Below are 18,361 nucleotides of genomic sequence, written 5' to 3' on the forward strand. Positions count from 1 at the left end.
TAACCGTCCGCATACAGAGTGTCGATCGCGTGGTGGCGTTGGGCCCTACCGCGTTGATCGCCGAGGGGCCTGGGTGGAATGAGCGGCGCAGCGGCATCGATGGATGCGAACAAATCAGCATGCCCGACGGGGACGAGGGGATAGCGGTGCTAAAAGAAGGTTATGCCGGGGCGAATGCGATCACCGAACGCTACCGTCGCTGTTCTCGGTGCGGCTGCCGCCTCAGCCGCTACAACGGCGATTCACGCTGTGGTGGATGTCAGCGAGTCCCCGCGGGTTTACCCCCGAGGCAACCGCGAGTGCTGCCCGAGGTGTGGACGGATGCGGGTGTTCAGGCGGCGCTTGCCGCCAGAGACTTCGGGAGGTTGTGCACTCTCGTACGGGCAGTCAGCGGCCTACGTCAAGATGACATGGTCACGCTAACCGGGCTGAGTCAGCCGTTCCTGTCGATGCTGGAAACGGGTGCACGCCGTCTGACGAACATCGACAAGATCATCATTCTCCTCGATGGACTGGGTACGCCAGCCGAACTCACCGGTCCGATGCTGCGCTCCTCGACTGCAGAACCAGACGACGACTAGACATGCAGAACAACACTGATCACGCGGCGCGCCGTCGACTATCACCCCCGTGATATCACCGCCGAGATGTGCCCTTCCGATGATTCCAGAGCACCCTCTAGGACGGGCCAACGCGTCAGCGGGTGCCAGCCCGTCAGCCGGGGCTCGCGTGCGTCCGGGCCTACACGACTGGATGGTTGAGGCGTCGTGCGGCGACAGCGGAGGTCAGCTGATCCCGCTGCGCCTGCGGCACACCTGATGCGGTTGTTCGTGCCGCCTCGCCGGTCGGGGTACCCGCGCCGACGCCCGCTGTTGGGGCAGAAGGAGCTGGGCCCAGCTGCGCATTACCGCAGCAGACCAGCTTATGAACGGCCGCCCACTCAGGACTCCCGCCCCCGTCCAAGGGGCGGGCCGCCCGGGGGGTCCCCCGGGCCCGTTGCACCGCCGCCAACCAGCAACAAGGGGAAGGAGGACGGCCATGACGTACGACCACTGATCCCCAGCGTCGGGCCGGGGCCGGCACCCACTGGCCCCGGCTCGCTCTGGACACTCCGCCTTGACTCGCGAGGAGAGCCCATGCCACCCACGGTCCCCATGCTCACGTATGACCCCCTGGATCCGGCGACGCTCGCCGACCCCTACCCGCGTCTTGCCGCGCTGCGGGAGACCAAGCCGGTGTTCTGGCATGAGGGCATGCGGTCCTGGGCCCTGACCCGGTACGCGGACTGTGTCGCCGTGCTCCGCGACCACACTCGGTTCGCCCGCGACCGGCGGCGCATGGGCGCCGAGGTGCCGGAGCCGTCCTTGAGCGTGCAGTCGATGGACCCGCCGCAGCAGGCGCCGGTGCGCTCACTGTTCATGAACGCGCTGCGGGCCCAGGACCTCGATGCCATTGAGGTGCGTGCCCGAAAACTGCTGGCCGCCCGGTTCGATCAGCTCTCCGGCCGCGCGGAGTTCGACGTGATGGCGGAGATCGCGGCGCCGCTGTCGGTGGCAGTCATCTCGGACCTGCTGGGCGTCGACGAGCCCGATCACGGCTCCTTCGCCCAGGTGTCGGACGCGATCATGAGGAGCATGGACGGCGGCCTCGATCCATCCGTCGTCGAGCCGGGCCGGATTGCCCGACAGGAGCTGAGCATGCTGGTGGAGTCGTGGTTCCTTACCAGCGGCCGACCTGGGCTGTTATCGCATGTCCGAGAGCACGCCCGCCATGCCTCCGATGCCGGCCTCGACCGTTTCGTACGCAACACGGCCCGGGTGATGTTCCAGGGCGGTTACAGCACGATGGTCGCGGCTATCGGCAACGCCGTGCACTCTCTGTTGCAGAACCCCCACGCCCTTCAGCGAATGCGTGACACGGACCTGCTCCGCAGCGGCGTCGACGAACTGATTCGCTACGACGGGCCGGTGCAGGGCACGAGCCGGATCGCAACCGAGACCTGCCAGATCGGCGGCGTCACCGTGACGGCGGGCGAGACCGTGACGGTCCTGTTCGCCGCAGCCAACCATGACCCGGCTCAGTTCCCCGACCCCGGCCGGCTGCTGCTGGACCGCTCGCCGAACCGCCACCTCGGCTACGGCTGGGGCACCCACGCCTGCATCGGCACAGTGCCCGCCCAGATGGCCCTGCGCGCCCTGGTGTCCAGCCTGGTGGAGCACGCGGCGCCTCTGAAAGCGGCTGCCGAGCCGCAGCGCCGCCGCGCCGCGACGATGCGCGCCTTCGACGTGCTGCCCGCCGCCTTCCACCCCGAGACGGGAGTACACAGGTGAGGATCCTGATCGCCAATCACATCGACCCTGCCATCCGCGACCGTGGCGACCTGCGGGCCTGGACACAGCGTGTGCTGTGGTTCGCCCGGGCAGGCGACGTGGTCGTGCTGTGCGACGAGCCCGACCCGCAGTTCCTCACCTACCAGGCCTCGTTCACGGGCGTGGACCCGGCCAACCTGCATATCTTGGTGCCTCCGATCGGCCGCCATGGCGGCCGCCTGCTGGACCCCGAGAGCCTCACCAGTGACAAGTTCGTCCGTACCGTCCGCGACGTACTCGGTGAGCGCGGGCCAGGCGGCGTCGAGGAGGTCTTCGCTCTATGGCCGTCGGCGCACGTGGCCCGTTTTGCCGCCGCGCTGGGCATCGAAGACCGGTTCCCAGGGGCTGACTTCTTCGCTCAGGGCGGTGGGGAACTGGGCAACAACAAGGCGACCTTCCGCGCGCTCGCGGCCGGAGCCGGAGTGCAGATCCCCGCCGGAGCCATTGCCCGCAGCGAACGGGAGGCCATCGACGCCACCACCACCCTGCTGGACGAGGTCGGTGCCGTCATGGTCAAGCAGGCCCACAACGGGGCGGGCGTGGGCAACCAGCTCCTGGTGCGCGACGCCTCCCTCGCGTCCGACCACGTCGGCGCGCGTCACCTCTACCACCTCGACAGTGGGGGCAGGGAGGCGATTGAGGCGTACTGGAAGGAACGCTGGGACTGGGCTTCCGCTTCCGGTCGCTTCCCAGCCGTCATTGAGGAGTTCGTCCCTGACGCGGCGTCCGTGTACTCGGAGCACTACGCCGCCGATGACGGAACGCAGCCGACGGAGATGGGGATGCTGCTGTACGTCGGGCGGCGCCTGAGCCACCAGATCGTGCCCCTGCGCGGGGTGGACGAGAACATCCGTGAGGAGTTGTTGGAGGGCGGGACGCGGCTGGCGGAGGTTTACCGGGCGCTTGGCTATCGCGGGCACCTGAGTGCGGACGCGATTGCCTTGCCGGACGGGCGGGTGGTGTTCACCGAGGTCAACGCTCAGGTTTCGGGAAGCCTGCACATCTACCAGGCCATTGCCCACCGCATCGTCGATACCGCAGCCGCCCCCGAGCGGTCGGTGGTGGAGTATCACGTCCACCCGACCTGGGCCGTCCCCGACTTCGACGCATTTCTCGAGGCCGCCCATGAGCTCGGCTGCGGCTATGACCCCGCCACCCGCACGGGCGTCATCGTCTCCATGCCGGTCATCCCCATCGAACCCGGGCGCGCCCAGTTCGTGTTCTGCCTCGCCTACGCCACCGACGCCGATCGCCAGGCGATGTGGGACGCGCTCGACCAGCGGTTCGCGACAGTCCCCGCGGACACGTTTGCCGCGAGCGACCACGTCGGCGTACCGGCCCGGCCCCGCTGCTGACCCCGGACCTGGAGAGGGAATCCGTGATGAGCACACCCGAACGCACCCAGCCCGCACCGCTCGCCGAGGCGGCTCGGCTCGCCTGTTCCTTCGACGCAGACCGTCTCCAAAGCGAGCTGGCCAAGGTCACCGGCCACCGCTGGAAGCCCCAGCGCATCCACGCCCCCGGCGGCAGCATCGGCCAGGCGGCCACCATTGACTGGCGGGTGCTGCCGCTGCGCAGCCCCGACGGCGACCCGGACCGTACCGACCCCGGCGGCCCCGGCCCGGTCGACTTCGCGCCCACCGTGTGGATCGACCGGCTGCCGTACCTGCGCGAGATCCTCGATGGAGTTCCGGCGCCGCTGAACGCCGTACGGCTGATGGCGCTCGGCCCGGGAGCCGTCTCCCGGCCCCACTGCGACCCGAAGTACGCGCTGCACCGCGGCTTCATGCGCCTGCACATCCCCCTCGTCACCCACCCCGGCGCGGTCCTCGTCCTCGACGGCGTGGAGCACTGCTGGCAGCCGGGCGATTTCTGGTACGGAGACTTTTCCCGGGAGCACCTGGTGCGCAACACGGGACCGGCGACCCGGGTGCACGCAGTCATCGACGCTTTGCTCACCCGCGAGTTGGCCGAACTGTTCCCCGTCGATTGGCAGGTCGCCCTCGCCCGTGCCGATGTGCTGTTCAACCAGCCCGCCCCCGCAGCCGCGCCCTGCCCCATCGCATTCCCGTACCCCGCCAGCCTTCCGAGCGGCCTCACCGACTTCGATCACGACCAGCCGCTGGACGGTCCCCTTCAACCCGTGCAGCTAAGCGAGGCTGACGGACATCTCAGCCTGACCACCGCCGACCGGACCTTCGCCCTTGTCCCGGTCAGACAGAGCGAGTTCCGCTTCGCCGGGTGGAGCGAGCAGCGCACCCTTCAGCTCACCGACGACGGCGTGGTGCTGCGAGCCCGCCACGGCCGCCAGCTCACCGAACGCCGCCTGCCGGCCGCGGCGAGCACCCGGTAAACGCCCTGCCGAATCCCTCCCCGTCGCAGATGAGGAACCCCATGCAGCTGACCAGCTACGACGACTTCACTCCCCTGCGCGAGATCATCGTCGGCTCCGCAGAGAACTACCTATCCCACGAGCGTGACGTCACCTTCGAACTGTTCCACCACGAGAACCTGACCGGCTTCCGCTCCGACTGGGCCTACCCCCGCCTGACCGCCGCAGGCGGCGGTACGCCGCAGAGTTGGAGCATCAAGCGGCGCTTCACCGAGGAACTCCACCAGGACGTCGAGGCACTGGCCGCCACGCTCGCCGATCTCGGCGTCACCGTGCACCGGCCTCTGCCGCTGCCGCCGAACGCCGCGTCCATCGCCGGGCTGGGCTGGCAGGCCGAGCCCACCCCGGCCCTGAACATCCGCGACAACACGCTGATCCTTGGCGACGAGATCATCGAGACACCGCCGGCGATCCGCTCCCGCTACCTGGAGACCCGCCTCCTGGCCCCGGTCTTCCGCCGCTACTACGAGGCTGGCGCCCGGTGGACGACCATGCCGCGCCCCACCCTCACCGATCTCTCCTTCGACCTGTCCTACGCCAGGGATGCCGCGACAACCCTGGGTGGACCCACCGAGCCCGTCGCCGACCCACAACCGAGCCCGTACGACGTCGGTTTCGAGATGATGCTCGACGGCGCCCAGGTCCTGCGCCTGGGCCGCGATCTGGTCGTCAACATCGCCCAGGAGAACCACCGCCAGGGCGTGGACTGGTTGGAGCGGCACCTCGGCGACCGATACCGCATCCATCGGGTGCACCGGATGGCCGACAACCACATCGATTCGATGCTGCTGGCATTGCGACCTGGGGTGTTCCTCGCCCGGCACGACGGCATCCGCGACCTGCTGCCCGAGGCCCTACAAGCGTGGAAGTTCATCGTCCCGCCCGAGCCCGACCCAGGGGCGTTCCCCGCCTACGACGACACCGACCTGGTCCTCACCAGCCCGTACATCGACCTCAACGTCCTGTCCATCAACGAGGAGATGGTGCTCGTCAACGAAGACTGCACGAACCTGATCAAGGCCCTCGAAAGCGAAGGCTTCACCGTCGTTCCCGTACGGCACCGGCACCGTCGGCTCTTCGGCGGCGGCTTCCACTGCTTCACCCTCGACACGGTCCGTGACGGCTCCCACGAGGACTATCTGTCGTGACAACCCGCGTACTACTCCTTGAGGCGGGCGGCCCCGAGTCCGGTGCGATCGTTCAGACCGCAGTTAGATCCGGCTACCGAGTGCACGCAGCCACAACCTCGGCCATACACGCCACGTACGACGCCGAGCTGAAGGCTCTACTGTCCGGCTGCCTGCTCACTGACTTCGACCGCCCCGACCAGACTCTGCGCGACATCGTCGCCTACGTCCGCAACCAAGACATCAACGCGGTGTTTACGACCAACGAGTACCTCACCGAGCTCCTCGCCCATGTGTGTGCAGACCTTGGGCTGCCGGGCAACGACCCAGCTCTGGCAGCCGCGGCACGCGACAAAGCAGCCATGTACAGGGCATTCACCGCTGCAGGCGTCACCACTCCGTACAGCCGTCTTGTCAGTAGCGAGGACGAGCTACGCGCCCTGTGCGCCGCAGGAGCCATCGCCTTTCCGTGCGTCATTAAGCCGGTCGACGGTGCCGGCTCCGCCGGAGTCACCGTGTTGACCAATCTGGCGCAGGTACCAGCGGCTTGGCGGGCTGCTCACGCACCGCACGGCATGTACGGGACGCCCTGCGACGCCAACGTCCTGGTCCAAGATTACGTTGCCGGCACCGAGTACAGCATCGAATCGATGACACGGCACGGCATCACGACGCACCTGTGCATCACCGAGAAAGCCGTCACGCGCGGTGCGTACCGAGTCGAAACCGGCCACAGCCTTCCCGCGGCACTGCCGCCCGTCGCAGAACAGAACGTGCACCACGAAGTGGAGAAGGCGATCGCCGCAGTCGGCATCCGCAACGGCGCCTCCCACACCGAGGTAATCGTGGGCACGGACGGCCGATGCACTGTCATCGAAATTGGAGCCCGTATCGGCGCCGGCCAGATCGGCTTTCTCATCCAGCACGCGCTCGGCATAGATCCATGGGCAGCCTGTCTCGACACGGCCATGGGCCGTGCGGCCGACCTCACCCCAACCAGCAACGGCTACGCCACCGTTCGGTTCCTCACCAGCCCTCGCCGCGGGCGCATAGCCGCGATGACCGGGCTACCTGAGCGCGGGCCACGAGTCCCGATCGTCCGGCTGCGCGCGGAAACCGGACAAGTCGTCTACGGAGCCCAAAGGAATGCCACCCGCCTCGGCAGCTTCGTCGTGGTCGGCCCCAACCGGGACACGGTCTCCCCATATGCAGACCATCTGCTCGCCCAGATCCGCATCGAAGTCGAGCCTGTCGAACCTACGGACAGCCACGCCACGCAGGGAGTCTGACAGTGCCTCATCCAACTCCCGCGTCGATCACCGCTGAGTGCTTCCCGACACCGGCTCTCATCCTGCGCACCAACGATCCGACCGCACAGCGAAGCCTGCGCAAGTTCGCCTACCAACAAGCCGAGGTCGCAACCTCACTCCATCAGGCACTCGACGACGGTCTACGCGGTACCCGGGACATCGACGATCGGACCACGGTCTTCAGCAAGGTGTTCGAAGCAGCAGAAGACTGGCGGTACCGGATCGCAGAGGCCAGCCCTCAGCCTGTCGGCCGATACGGCTCAACCTGGACAGAGCGGTTTCGCACACCAGTCACCGACGACAATCCGAACCTCTTCCGGCTCGGCGAACACGAGAGACTCCGGGAGGGCACCCGTTGGGACCCGACGACGCGGACCTACCTCAGAGGAACTGAGACTCCAGCCAGCCGAACCATGCGGCAGTTCGGTACCCAAGCCTTCGCGAGGTTCTCCCAAACACCGGACACGGACGTTGTGCGCAACCGAGTCACGATGCACGACGGCGAAGTGGTGCACGGAATGCAACTGCTGCGGGGCAATGCCGCCCACCGCGCAGCGACCGAAATGGTCGCCCGGATCGCAGCACGGGGCGGGGACACGTCCCGCATCATCACCGACGGACACCTGATCTACGTCGCCAGCGCCCCGGAAGCGGACTGCGGGAAGATCTTTCACAACGCAATGATCCTTCTCGCCCGCGACCACGCTTCCGCCGCCTCTGCGTTGACGGCCTGGTTGCAGGCTGCGTACCTGCTCTACCAAGCGCCGCGCAGGAAACGAGGCAGTGACGCCACAGTCCGCACCTTCCTCATCGCCGCCGGCGCCTATCTGTTGGACCGGCTCCCCGTACTACTGCATGACATCGACTTGCGCGCCTACGTCACGCCACAGGACCAATTCGTGACCGAACTCCGATCCGCACAAGACGGAGCTGACATCCACGCCGAGGCGTGAACCTCCTCAGCAGTTCGACGTCGCAGATCACGCCTGAAGCCGGCCAAGTACGTCCTGCATCTCCTTGTAAGTCTCAGGCACCAGGTCGACGTTCCCGAGCCGATGCCGCTCCAGACGAATGGCACCGATGTGCCTCGCCAGATAGATGTCCGACCGCCGGGCTGCACCCGCAGTCGACGGCCGCGGCCCGTAGGACTCCCAGAAAGCATCCCGCTCGGTGCCGGGCTTCTTACTCGCCATGTAGATCGTCCAGTCGGCCTCGGGATCGCCCCACCACGTGCGGTCGAAATCGAGCACCCCAGTGATCACTGGCTCCGGCGCAACGGCGTCGAGCATCACGTTCACGGTCCAGAAATCACCAGCGATCATCCGCGGCTCGGTGATCTCGTCCAGGACAGCCTTGTCATGGCAAGCGACAGCAGCAACTTCGCGCAGGTCCGTAGCGTCCAGTCCAAGGCTGTCGACATCGGCGGCGATTTCTTCCAGAGAAGCAACCACGGCCGCACTCCATGTCGGATACGCCGGTCCCGATACCGGCCCGAAGTGCGGGCCACGCACCGCGTGCACGGCCTTCGCGATCGTGCCCATCTGGAGGAAGAACTTCGGCCAGAGCGTGCGGGGATAGTCGCCGATGCGCTCCGGTGCCGGGACGCCGTCGAGGAGACTCTGAACCATGTAGTCCCGGCCCATGATTTCGTGTGACCAGTCCGCAGCGATCACTCGCGGCATCAGCGATGCGATTCCTGCGAGCCACGGCACGCTGGCGTACTCGTTGCGCATCAACTGATGCTCGGAGCGGAACTGCCGCCCTGGTTCCGGCGCAACTCGCAGGATGACTGGCCGCTCCTGGCCTTCTAGTTCGATGAGGTAGGTGTTGTTGTACATGCCCGCACCCAACTCGGTGGCAGACAGGGCTCGGGCATCGATGCCGAAGACACGTTGGCAGATCGCCTGAATCTCCTTGGTGGTCACCGACTGCTGGAACGCCTCAGAAGCGCGTTCGATCGGCCGGAAGTCCATGCTGCTCCCCATCACTCGGCTTCGCCCTCGTCCTGTCCGAGGGCACATACTCCATTGCCTTCGGCTGCCTGCTGAGGATGAAGGGACGCCAATCGTCTCTTCCTCACCTGGTCGGCACATTACGACCGAAGCCTCAGAGGGCGGACAGGAACGAGTCGAGGGTATCGGTTCGAGACAATCGCGGGTTCGCAGAGGTGGACAGCGAACTTGCCGTCACGCTGATGGTGAGGTCAGACCTCTTAGGTGCGCTGCCCGAGCATCTCCGTTGCCCACCATGGAGGTGATGGCGCTGGCCCGTGATCCACATGGCCCACCCTGTGATCTTTGGCCGGGGGTACGGGACCATTCACGTGATGTTGTTAGTTCTATCCTGTGGCTTTTGGCGATGTGTTGGCCACGGGCGGATTCCCCTTCAATATTCAATCATTCGTGCACGGCGCGCCATCCGTCGGGCTCGTCCATCCGGTTCGGCATTCGGAGCATGGGCCCAGTAAGTTCCGCCGGAGTGTTGAGTCCGCCAAGGAGCTCGACAATCTTGTCAATGTTAGTCAGCCTTCGTGTGCCTGACTCCAGCATGGATAAGAATGCCTGACTCAGTCCGGTGAGCTCGGCCATGTCGCTCTGGCGTAGATCGCCGGCCACGCGCACCAGTTGGCACAGCCTGCCGAAGTCGCGAGCGAGCAGGGCTTCCCGAACGTCCGCACGCGCCCATACTGCAGTCGGCACGCAGGGAGTTGGCTCAGGCTGATGCCGTGCCCTGCGTGAACAGCCGCTGCAGTACGGCTCCTCGTTATACCGACTGAGGATGCATTGGCAGCGTCGGCACCGGCGGGCGTCTCGCATCTCGCCGGAGTTGCTGATGTCCTCCGTCCATGAACCCCGCCGGATGGAGGCGCCAAGCAGTACATCGCCCACCGGGTGTGTGGTGATCGCGGGCCGACTCGTCGACAAGGGGGTGCTCGTCGCCGGATAGCGCATGGCGAGGCTCCATCAGTAGATCGGTGATCTCGTGCAGAACCGGGCTCACTGGCCGGCGGGGTATCTGCGACCCGACCACGTCCTGGTCCTCGGGCTCGACAGCTGAGCGGCCTGGTGCATCAGTCAAGCCATCCGGTGACCAGGCGGGAACGTTTCTAGGGGGTTTCTCTCGACGCTGAGGGTGCTCATGTGCACGTCAGCGTGGGTAACCTCCCAATTATCGAATGAGGTTGACGGGGAGGCATGACGTGGCCGGCGAGTCGTTAGCAGTGCACCCACTGACCTTCGTCCGCCAGTCGAGCGGGTGGGGGAAGGCAGAGTTCGCCCGGCTTATGCAGGCGCGGGGGAAGGAACTGGGCATCCCCCTGGCCACCAATCGCACAACCGTATGGAAGTGGGAGCAAGGCCAGGAGCCGGACGCCGACGCTCAGCGCGTCCTCGCTGACCTGCTGCGCGTCCCGTACGAACAGGTCCAGGACGAAGGATGGCCGCGTTGGCTCCCCGTATGGGAAGTCACCGGGCTCACCGCTCCCTGGACCGAGGCCGGTACCGTCGAGGCACTGGCTGACCTGGTTGGGAGTGGCCGCATGGACCGTCGGGGGTTTCTCACCATCACCGGCGCCGCCCTGACGGGGCTGGTGGCGAGCTGGGCCGAGGCGCCCTCTGCATTCGCCTCAGCACTCAACGGAGATCGAATCACCGACACCATGGTCTCGACGATCGAGCAGCGCATCAGCACTCTCCGTACGCTCGATGACCAACTCGGGGGCGCCCGACTTCTGGAGCAGGCCCGCGGCGATCTCGCCCTGATTGCTGGTCTCCTGGACGCTGGCCGGTACTCGGACAAGATCCGCATCCGCCTGTACGCGCTGGCGGCCCGGGTGTCGCATCTGACCGGCTGGATGGCCTACGACGCGGGGTTTCGGTCCGCCGGGCAGCGGTACTACGTCGGAGCCATGCGCAGCGCCCGCACCGCTGGCGACGACGCCTTCGGCGCCTTCGTCCTGGCAGAGATGGGAGTCCACGTCTCCGAGGCCGGACGGACCGCCGAGCGGGTCGATCTCATCACGACTGCCATCGACAACGCTCCTCGAACGCTGTCGCCCTACTCCCGGTCCTTCCTCTACCTGCACAAGGCCGAGGCGCTGTCCCGCGATGGCGACCACCGGAGGGCTGGAGCGGCGCTGAACCGTGCCGCTTCCCTCTGGGAACGCCACACGGTGGAGGAACACCCGGACTGGCTCGACTGGTTCGGCGAGGCACAACTGAAGTCCACCGAGGGCAAGGTCCTGCTGCGCTCGGGCCAGGTGGAACGCGCCACGCGCTCGCTGGAGACCTCCGTCAAGAAGGCCGCCCCCCGGGACAAGGCCGTACGGTCCAGCCGACTGGCCGAGGCCCGGCTCGCCGGTAGCGACCTGGATGGGGCGCTCGACGCCGCCAATTACGGCGCCGATCTCCTCGAAGACAAGGTCAGCTCCGTTCGGGCTCTGGACCGGCTGAAGGAGTTCTCCGTGCAGCTTCAACCGCACAAGTCCGTTCCAGCCGTCCGTGAGTTCCGCGAGCGTATTCAGGCGCTGCCCGTCACAGCCTGATCGGTACCGCCTTGAGGACGGAGAGTGAGCCGGCCCCCTCGGAACAGACGGCCGAAATGCCAGGATGGGCGGCATGACGACGATCGAGGGTGAGGTTGCGGCCGGGTTCGAGCCGGTGCGCGAGGCGTTTGCGGCGAACTTCGCCCAGCACGGGGACATCGGCGCGGCAGTCTGCGTGTACCGGGATGGCCGGCCGGTGGTGGACCTGTGGGGTGGGGTAGCTGATCCCGACGCCGGTCGACCGTGGGCTAGGGACACGCTGCAACTCGTCTACTCGGCAACCAAGGGAGCGACCGCGACCGCAGCGCATCTGCTGGCCCAGCGAGGCGCGCTGGACCTGGACGCGCCGGTGGCCAAGTATTGGCCGGAGTTCGCCGCGAACGGCAAGGCCGAGATCCCGGTGCGCTGGCTGTTGTCCCACCAGGCCGGCTTGGTTGCTCTGGACCAACCGGTGCCGCTGGCCGAGGCATTGGCTTGGGAGCCGATGGTGGCCGCGCTGAGCGCTCAGCGTCCACAGTGGACTCCAGGCACCGCGCACGGGTATCACGGCCGGACCTTTGGCTGGTTGGTCGGCGAGGTGATTCGCCGGGTGTCCGGCCGCACCCCGGGCCGCTTCTTCGCCGACGAGGTCGCTGGCCCCCTGGGGCTGGACTTCTTCATCGGGTTGCCGACCGGTGAACGCGACCGGGTCAGCCGGATGGTGTACCAGCAGCCCGAGGTTGATTTCACCACCGCACCTCCGGAGTCGATCCCCGAGGAGCTCCGCGAACTGGTCGCGGCCTGGCGCGACCCGAACTCATTCAGCAACAGGGCGTTCCAGGTCACCGACCCGCCCGAGATCGACTTCAACTCACCCGAGGTGCAGGTCGCGGAACTCCCGGCCTCCAACGGCATCGGCACCGCGCGCGGCTTGGCGCGCATGTACGCCGCGCTGATCGGCGAGGTGGACGGCGTACGCCTGCTCACTCCGGAGACCCTCGCATCGGCGCTCAAGGAGCAGGCCAGCGGTGCGGACCAGGTGATGGTGGCGCCGAGCCGGTTCAGCTCCGGATACATGCTGCCCACCCAGACCAACCCCATGACCGGCCCGAACTCTCTCGGCCACACCGGTCGAGGCGGCTCGCTCGGCTTCGCCGACCCGGAGCACGGCATCGCCTTCGGCTACGCAATGAACCACATCATCGGTGGCCCCAACGATGTGCGTGCGACGTCGCTGGTTGAAGCAGTGCGAAGGTCACTGGGGTAAGCGACGAGACCTTGAATACGAAGTAGTCAGCCTGCGAGCTTCAGGCCGTGCTTCGTTCTCGATGCTGCTCATCAGGGCGTTGGTGTCCATGATGCCGACCAGGCGGGTCGCACTTGAACTGTAGGGGTCAAGCGGCGCGGGTTTCGAACCTGGTTCACGCTGACGTTCCGTCATGCGCAGATGGCAGATGATCGCTACCTGAAATGCGCTCTGCTTTTTCTCGCAGCAAGCAGCCTATGCTCGCTCGTAAGGGATGCCCCTGGTATCGAGTAGAGCAGCGACCCTGTCTATGTGACTAGTGTGCACTGCAAGCACCAAGAGTTCCTCCGCACGCGAGCCAGCGACATATAGAACTCGTCGGGCCTCGGTGTCGAGGTCACGCTCCCAAGCATCCAACACCTGTTCCGTGGCCTTGCTCTTTGGTGCCTCGGGAACAATTAGCACTACGCCGCGAAACTCCAGACCCTTAACGCCATGGACGGTGGAGTAGGGAACCAATGGGCTCACGGTTAGATGGGTGATGCTGCCCCATGACTTCTCCGAAGGAGCTTTGTACATAGACCCAACGGATCGCGCCGTGGGTGTGTCGAGATGGCCCCATTCGACGTTCTTTAGAAAGGTGCGTACTTCTTCGGCAAAGGTGTCCCGAGGTTTTTCCGTAGCATCCAAAGAGATAGATATGCGTACTGCGAATTCGCGGAGCCATCGTGCCTCAACACCAAGCTCCTCGCGGATAAGGTCGAAACTCTTGTGCTCGGTCTTTATGTCGGCGGTAAGTAGCTTCAAGATAGACCGCTCAACTTTTTCGAGAGCCTTGAGGCGAGTGCGGGCATCAAAATCCGTTGACCTGAGCTTGAACCCGGCGTCAGCGATTTCGAGTACCTTGCTGGTGCCGCTCTCAACGTCAACGACTCCTGCGGCTTTCATGCTGTGGGCCTCGGCATGCGAAAGGACCATCAGATCAGTAGCGACGAGCTTGTGCTTCTCTGCGATGGGTAGCACAGCAGGTGCTATCTCGTCGGGCTTGGAGAAGTCCAGGAGATACACAGGAGTTGAGAGTGCGGCGTGCTTACCGCTTGATGACTCAACGAGAGAGCCCGAGCGTAGCCCGTTATTGAAAGCGGAGATGGCCGGAGAGCTCCGGAAGTTGTCTCGCAGCTCTAGCTGAATGGGTAGGGCTTGCGTAAAATCTCTCACTGCCTGAGGCGTCGCACTGCGAAACTCGTAGATGGATTGATCAATATCGCCTACCATAACGACACGAACGCCGCATGCTTGCAGGAACCCCAACACGAGTAGCTCTTCTGCACCACAGTCCTGGGCTTCATCTACGATAACTTCGGCGAAGCGAGCCGTTAGAAGCGGAGCAATAACCTGTCGTGCTCTGGGGTCCCTAACCCATACACCCGCGAGAATCCTTCCTGCCTCGCAAGTAACAGTTCCCGCTCTAATGAGGTGCCCGAAACGGTCGGAAGCTTCATCCTCGGCTTTCACCTTCAAGGACATCAGTGTTTCAGTCTGATTCTTCCCGAAGCGCTGAGGAACACTTACAAGAGTTGCGCGCCCATTAAGGTCAAAATCAAACCAACCCATTTGGATGGGTTCAGATCCGGGGATGAGATCACGCTGATTTTGGTCAAGCAAGCGAAAATTGCCGGTTGGTGCGTCTTTCCAAGACTGGACGTATCGCGGTGACTTTTTGTAGTGCTTGGCGAAGAGGGGTGTAACTATGAAGCGATGGAGGAATGAGTCGAAGGTGCCGACAAAGTTCGGCGCCTTCAAGGCTTCATTGTCGCTTCCGCACCGGCGACGGACTTCATCGACTGCTGCGTTGGTGAAGGAGATTAGCCCAATTCCCTTGCGCGGCTCTTCGGCGGTGCGCTTCAGGAATCGAGTCACCATTGCTCGTGTCTTTCCCGCACCGGGACAAGCAACAGCAAAGAGACTTTCTGTGGCATTTACGAGGGCCTTCTGGCCCTCGGACAGGTCGATCATAGTCAAGCCTTGGTCCCATCCGTTCCGCTCTCTAGCGCGCCACGGATGGCTTTGGCTAGGTACTCGGGAGCTTCGAAAGCTTTTCCATCTTCGATAGCCAAGGCGACGTCATGCGCAAATTCGCCCTTACTGATGAACTTGTCGTACTTGCAGAGTTTCTGATAGAAGCCGAAAGATCTACCCTTACTGTGCTGCAAAATGTCTTGCCAGTGGTGCTCAGACTGACGGTGCTGCTCAAGGTACGCATCCTTCAGGACCGGCTCGTTGTTTTCCGGGCCCAGCAGGTCCGCTTCCAGGGTGTGAGGTGCCTCGGCGACGACCAAGTGCCCAGCTGCGCCGATGGACTCGGCGTGCTTGAGGAGCTGTTCCTTCCGATTACTTACTCTGGTCCTGTTCTGGGAGCGGTCGTCGCTCTCAGTTTCATCTTCTCCGGCAGACTGTTCGCCTTCATTCTCTGGTTGTTCTCCCGCCCCCTCTTCCTTCTTCTTTTTCTTAGGGAGCTCCGGATCTGGGTCCCGGTCAGTTACGACCGTAAGCCTGTCCAGAAGACGGCAGCCATTGACTGACGACAGAAGTAGTGTGATGTAAGGCGCAAAATCGACACTGCCCACGTTAACTATGGTGACGCCGTGAAAGGCCCGGCGTTGTCCGACATGGTCAGGGTCTTGGTCGTCGCCAAACACGCAGTAGCGTGCAATCACAGGAAGGAGGACAGCTTCGGCAATGCCCTCAACCAAGATGACACGGCGAGCAAAAAGTAGGCCGGCCCGCGTTGCATCTAGGTATTGATTGATCTTGCGCCGCTCGTTGGAAGACAAAGTTAGTTGTGCAAGGGGCAGCGCTTGAGTCTTCCGCCGGTCAACGTTCTGTTCCTTGCCCTCGTCGTCTTCCTCCTGCTCGGTCTCAACCTTCGTCCGAAGAGCTACGACATTTTCAATCCCGACACTGCTCGCCAAGTTGGGTGAGTGTGTGGTAGCGATTACCTGGATTCTTCCCGCAGGTCCCTGCAAGTCGTCTTTGGTTGACGCCTTGGACTGCTCGCGCAGGTATTCGAGCAGGACGGCCTGCAACTGTGGGTGCAGATGCGCCTCAGGCTCTTCGACAAGAAACAGAGTTAGCTCGAATTCCCGAGCCTTGCGTAGTTCCAGAACAACCGTCGCGATAAACAGCAGGTTCGCATACCCAAGGCCAGATTCAATGAGATCGGCAGGCTCGATGCCTTTCTCTGCCATCTTTACCCGCAAACTGCGGGTCAGGCGCCCCAACTCGTAGTCAGCGAAGGTTACCTCTACAGTCTGACTGCGTACGGAGTCGGTGAGCTTTCCCAGGTGGTCCTGTATCTCATCCTTGGCGGTAGCGAGAACGCCATGGTCCTTGAGATCCTTAAATGACTTGTTGGCGCTCTTAACGAAGTCATCCTGTTGCTCACCGGTGGTGAGGTGCTGAATGATCCGAAGGAGACGCTGACTGTCAGAGGAGTCCAGCTCTCTCTGCGCATCTCGCAATGGAGCGAGATAAACGTGTGCAATCTGATCACGCTTGTTTGATTCGGCCTCAGGGCCGCCGACGGGACCAGCTGTCACGCTCGGGCGCATTTGATTGCGAGCGGGATCTTCCTTGTACGTAGTGGTGTAAATTACCTGATTTGAGTCAATGTTTAGGGCTGTGATGTAGTGCGCCCGCTGTGACTCTGTCAGTCCATCGTAGACAGCTTGGAACTCTGCTTCCTTGTTTTTCCGGCCGTGTGATAGGTCGGACTTTTCAAACCATCTGGTAGCTCGGCGGTTCAGGGGCGCTGTTGCAAGCCTCAAAGCTTCGATCACATTCGACTTACCGGAGTTGTTCTCTCCGACTAGGAGTGTGATGTCGGGCTGGAAATCAATCCCAATGTCGTAGCAAGATCGAAAGTTCTTGACCTGTAGACGCTGGAGGTACATCCCTGCATTAGAGGCTTGAGCAGTCACAAATATTTCCCCGTTTATCTATGCCGTCCATTTTAAGTGAAAGTCGACCTTCGCACCATGTGTCACACAAAGAACCCCCGTGCACCCTGCCACACAACTCCCTTGCTGCGCAGGTGAACTGACGGGTAAGGCGACAGCACCCCCGCTCTGTCGAACGGGGGTGCGATCCGTTGTTCTGGCTTCTATTGAGCTTCTTCGAGTTGGCCATCCATCAGGTGATGGCCAGTGAAGCGCAACGAGCGAGGCCCCGGGCTGTTGATCGAGATGTCTGACGTCTCAACCACATTGCTCGGGGGCCTCGTTGGTCATCCATCCTCCCGCACTCGACCTGCCGCATGCGCTCGTGGAGTGGGTCACCATGCTGATCGTCACCCGTGAGGGCGACCGCCGCTGCAAGCTGCGCCCGTCTCAGCGCGCGATGATGGCCGCCGCCACTCGACAGCGGCGGCCTCGTTCGAACCCGGTAACGGGGCCAGTCGGCGGGGCATTGGGCGATGAGGCCGTTTCTCCCCGCACTCGGGAGGGTCTTTACCTAGGGGCGCCGGGCCGCCTTCCCAGCTACCGGCAGCTCTCTCGGCTCGCGTGATCCCGGGCTACTCGTCTCCGTCATCGACTCTCTCGGCCTACGTCATCTCGGTGGCTGCTCGCCTTCTGTCCCCGTCGGAGGCCGAGGTCTCGGAGGACAACTACGGAGGCTTCAGCCACGGGTGATCAGTCGACCGGAAGTGGCAGATCGGCTGCCAGCAGGCGCTCGTGCAACTCGCCGAGAGCGGTGCGATTGCTGTCGAACCGGAGCACCTTATGGGCCACTTGGTAGTCCAGCCATTGGATGTCGGTGTGCTCGTGGGAGATTTTGATCTCCACATCGGTCAGGTCGGTGGCGAACGAGTGCTCTGGTATGACGTAGGTTCCGAAGGGCCAGCTGTCTCGCTCGGCGAAGAACCGTGCCGGGATGCTGGCTGCGGTCTGCAGCGGATACAGAGGTACGGGCCCGTCGATACCGAGTTCTTCATGGGTCTCGCGCGCTGCGGCTTCCTCCGGGCTCTCGCCGACTTCACCACCTCCGGCCACGGCTTGCCAGACGCTCACGTCCTCGCGTCGCAGAACGGCGAACTCGACCTGATCGCCGACTCGGCGGAACGGTACGACTAGGACTTGGAAGGGCGCTCGGGGCATGCAGGAACTCCTTGACCGGCGATTGGACCAAGCGTGGATCTGGTCGAGCACACGCAGATCTTGGCGCAGATGGGTCGGTTCTCATAGATCTCCTCCACGGCCCGAACGACATCGGCGAGATCCGTTGGCTCCCCCAAGCAGCAGCCCCGACCCGGCTGCCTGACCGAGCTGACGGCGGCCATGGAAAACTCCCCATAGGCGGCCATTTACGGCCCCGCTGATGGCCAGCGGTTTCCCCG

Annotated in this window: 14 protein-coding genes and 1 pseudogene; 10 read left to right on the forward strand and 5 right to left on the reverse strand. The window is 64.1% G+C overall.

Features of this window, described 5'->3' with window-relative positions:
• Positions 1-299: 299 nt before the first annotated feature.
• From H8R17_RS45565 to H8R17_RS03125, 7 genes are all read left to right on the forward strand, one after another.
• On the forward strand, positions 300-581 hold the full coding sequence (locus H8R17_RS45565; RefSeq protein WP_223124591.1) for a helix-turn-helix domain-containing protein: 282 nt from the start codon (positions 300-302) through the stop codon (positions 579-581).
• Between the two features lie 555 nt (positions 582-1,136).
• Positions 1,137-2,330 carry a cytochrome P450 gene (locus tag H8R17_RS03100; protein WP_187821553.1) on the forward strand — a complete coding sequence of 398 codons (1,194 nt, stop codon included), beginning with the start codon at positions 1,137-1,139 and terminating at the stop codon, positions 2,328-2,330.
• A complete protein-coding gene (locus H8R17_RS03105; RefSeq protein WP_187821554.1) occupies positions 2,327-3,724 on the forward strand; it encodes a hypothetical protein in 1,398 nt (465 codons plus the stop codon). The genes H8R17_RS03100 and H8R17_RS03105 overlap by 4 nt, the downstream gene beginning before the upstream one ends.
• Positions 3,725-3,750: 26 nt before the next feature.
• Positions 3,751-4,722 carry an aspartyl/asparaginyl beta-hydroxylase domain-containing protein gene (locus H8R17_RS03110; protein ID WP_187821555.1) on the forward strand — a complete coding sequence of 324 codons (972 nt, stop codon included), beginning with the start codon at positions 3,751-3,753 and terminating at the stop codon, positions 4,720-4,722.
• 41 nt (positions 4,723-4,763) lie between these two features.
• The gene (locus tag H8R17_RS03115) at positions 4,764-5,909 is read left to right on the forward strand and encodes a glycine amidinotransferase (RefSeq protein WP_187821556.1); all 1,146 of its coding nucleotides are present in this window, start codon (positions 4,764-4,766) and stop codon (positions 5,907-5,909) included.
• Positions 5,906-7,177, forward strand: coding sequence for an ATP-grasp domain-containing protein (locus H8R17_RS03120; RefSeq protein WP_187821557.1), 1,272 nt, complete (start codon positions 5,906-5,908; stop codon positions 7,175-7,177). The genes H8R17_RS03115 and H8R17_RS03120 overlap by 4 nt, the downstream gene beginning before the upstream one ends.
• 2 nt (positions 7,178-7,179) lie before the next feature.
• Positions 7,180-8,151: a hypothetical protein gene (locus H8R17_RS03125; protein ID WP_187821558.1), complete on the forward strand. Its 972-nt coding sequence runs from the start codon at positions 7,180-7,182 to the stop codon at positions 8,149-8,151.
• A gap of 27 nt (positions 8,152-8,178) precedes the next feature.
• Here the strand turns inward: H8R17_RS03125 and H8R17_RS03130 are convergent, their stop codons facing one another.
• Both H8R17_RS03130 and H8R17_RS03135 read right to left on the reverse strand, forming a co-directional pair.
• Positions 8,179-9,171, reverse strand: a complete 993-nt coding sequence (locus tag H8R17_RS03130) for a phosphotransferase family protein (RefSeq protein WP_187821559.1) — start codon at positions 9,169-9,171, stop codon at positions 8,179-8,181.
• A 423-nt stretch (positions 9,172-9,594) separates the two neighbouring features.
• Positions 9,595-10,149, reverse strand: coding sequence for a helix-turn-helix transcriptional regulator (locus H8R17_RS03135; protein ID WP_316959298.1), 555 nt, complete (start codon positions 10,147-10,149; stop codon positions 9,595-9,597).
• A 224-nt stretch (positions 10,150-10,373) separates the two neighbouring features.
• Between H8R17_RS03135 and H8R17_RS03140 the strand changes: the two genes are divergently transcribed.
• Together H8R17_RS03140 and H8R17_RS03145 are read left to right on the forward strand one after the other, a co-directional pair.
• Positions 10,374-11,741 carry a transcriptional regulator gene (locus tag H8R17_RS03140; protein WP_187821560.1) on the forward strand — a complete coding sequence of 456 codons (1,368 nt, stop codon included), beginning with the start codon at positions 10,374-10,376 and terminating at the stop codon, positions 11,739-11,741.
• A 73-nt stretch (positions 11,742-11,814) separates the two neighbouring features.
• Entirely contained in the window at positions 11,815-12,987 is a 1,173-nt protein-coding gene (locus tag H8R17_RS03145) for a serine hydrolase domain-containing protein (protein WP_187821561.1), read from the forward strand.
• A 234-nt stretch (positions 12,988-13,221) separates the two neighbouring features.
• Here H8R17_RS03145 and H8R17_RS03150 read toward each other — a convergent pair whose 3' ends face one another.
• Both H8R17_RS03150 and H8R17_RS03155 read right to left on the reverse strand, forming a co-directional pair.
• Positions 13,222-14,982: an ATP-dependent helicase gene (locus tag H8R17_RS03150; protein WP_187821562.1), complete on the reverse strand. Its 1,761-nt coding sequence runs from the start codon at positions 14,980-14,982 to the stop codon at positions 13,222-13,224.
• A gap of 2 nt (positions 14,983-14,984) precedes the next feature.
• Positions 14,985-16,919: an ATP-dependent endonuclease gene (locus H8R17_RS03155; RefSeq protein ID WP_187821563.1), complete on the reverse strand. Its 1,935-nt coding sequence runs from the start codon at positions 16,917-16,919 to the stop codon at positions 14,985-14,987.
• 328 nt (positions 16,920-17,247) lie between these two features.
• On the opposite strand from H8R17_RS03155, the pseudogene H8R17_RS03160 reads away from it, so the two are divergent.
• Positions 17,248-17,373: pseudogene (locus tag H8R17_RS03160) on the forward strand (IS5/IS1182 family transposase); the annotation flags it as partial.
• Positions 17,374-17,657: 284 nt separating this feature from the next.
• Here the strand turns inward: H8R17_RS03160 and H8R17_RS03165 are convergent.
• Positions 17,658-18,122, reverse strand: coding sequence for an NUDIX pyrophosphatase (locus tag H8R17_RS03165; protein ID WP_187821564.1), 465 nt, complete (start codon positions 18,120-18,122; stop codon positions 17,658-17,660).
• Between the last annotated feature and the right edge of the window lie 239 nt (positions 18,123-18,361).

The sequence above is a fragment of the Streptomyces sp. TRM68367 genome (genome assembly GCF_014495685.1).
GTDB lineage: Bacteria > Actinomycetota > Actinomycetes > Streptomycetales > Streptomycetaceae > Streptomyces.

Bases quoted from the DNA above. Each gene is read 5' to 3' on its own strand.
- H8R17_RS03100 (WP_187821553.1), top strand. From the start codon at position 1,137: ATGCCACCCACGGTCCCCATGCTCACGTATGACCCCCTGGATCCGGCG.
- H8R17_RS03110 (WP_187821555.1), top strand. From the start codon at position 3,751: ATGAGCACACCCGAACGCACCCAGCCCGCACCGCTCGCCGAGGCGGCT.
- H8R17_RS03115 (WP_187821556.1), top strand. From the start codon at position 4,764: ATGCAGCTGACCAGCTACGACGACTTCACTCCCCTGCGCGAGATCATC.
- H8R17_RS03130 (WP_187821559.1), bottom strand. From the start codon at position 9,171: ATGGACTTCCGGCCGATCGAACGCGCTTCTGAGGCGTTCCAGCAGTCG.
- H8R17_RS03135 (WP_316959298.1), bottom strand. From the start codon at position 10,149: ATGCGCTATCCGGCGACGAGCACCCCCTTGTCGACGAGTCGGCCCGCG.
- H8R17_RS03140 (WP_187821560.1), top strand. From the start codon at position 10,374: ATGAGGTTGACGGGGAGGCATGACGTGGCCGGCGAGTCGTTAGCAGTG.
- H8R17_RS03145 (WP_187821561.1), top strand. From the start codon at position 11,815: ATGACGACGATCGAGGGTGAGGTTGCGGCCGGGTTCGAGCCGGTGCGC.
- H8R17_RS03150 (WP_187821562.1), bottom strand. From the start codon at position 14,982: ATGATCGACCTGTCCGAGGGCCAGAAGGCCCTCGTAAATGCCACAGAA.
- H8R17_RS03155 (WP_187821563.1), bottom strand. From the start codon at position 16,919: ATGTACCTCCAGCGTCTACAGGTCAAGAACTTTCGATCTTGCTACGAC.
- H8R17_RS03165 (WP_187821564.1), bottom strand. From the start codon at position 18,122: ATGCCCCGAGCGCCCTTCCAAGTCCTAGTCGTACCGTTCCGCCGAGTC.